Here is a 702-nt window from a genome sequence, read left to right as displayed (position 1 = left end):
GAGTTCGTCCATGCCGTCCTCGGGCAGGCCGGCGACATTGATGCGGCTGTCGCCGACCATGTAGACGCCGTGCTCGGCACGCAGTCGCTCGACCTGCGCTTCCGTGAGCCCAAGGCGGGAGAACATGCCGCGATGGCTGGCGACGAAATCGAAACGGTCGGAATTCGACTGCCGGCGCAGCGCCTCGGCGAACTGCACGCGTAGCCTGAGCATGCGCAGCCGCATCTCTTCAAGTTCGGCTTCCCAGTCGGCGCGCAAGGCGGCATCTTCGAGCACGATGCGCACGGCCGCCGCACCGTGGTCCGGCGGCATCGAATACATGGCGCGCGCCGCCGACAGCATCTGGCTCATCGCCACATCCGCCTGTGCGCCGTCCCTGGCCAGGATCATCGCCGCGCCGACGCGGTCGCGGTAGACAGCAAAATTCTTCGAGCAGCTCGAGGCGACGACCATTTCCGGAATTTTTGCCGCCAGCAGGCGCAAGCCGAGGGCATCGGCCTCGAGGCCATCGCCAAAGCCCTGATAGGCGATGTCGACAAACGGCAGCAGCTCGCGCTCGACGACCAGATCGGTAACGGCTGCCCACTGTGCCGCATCCAGATTGGCGCCGGTCGGGTTGTGGCAGCAGCCATGCAGCAGTACGACGTCGCCGCTCTTTGCGGTCCGCAGCGCCGCCAGCATGTCGTCGAAGCGAACAGCGCC

The 702-nt window shown here is 66.4% G+C and carries 1 protein-coding gene; it reads right to left on the bottom strand.

Annotation, left to right across the window (positions count from 1 at the left end; genetic code table 11):
* Positions 1-702: aminotransferase class I/II-fold pyridoxal phosphate-dependent enzyme (locus tag EN906_RS36140; RefSeq protein WP_127375871.1), on the bottom strand; the 702-nt coding region annotated here is incomplete at both ends.

The sequence above is a fragment of the Mesorhizobium sp. M7A.F.Ca.CA.004.06.1.1 genome, assembly GCF_003999135.1.
GTDB lineage: Bacteria > Pseudomonadota > Alphaproteobacteria > Rhizobiales > Rhizobiaceae > Mesorhizobium.
This window is presented reverse-complemented; position numbering and strand designations above follow the sequence as displayed.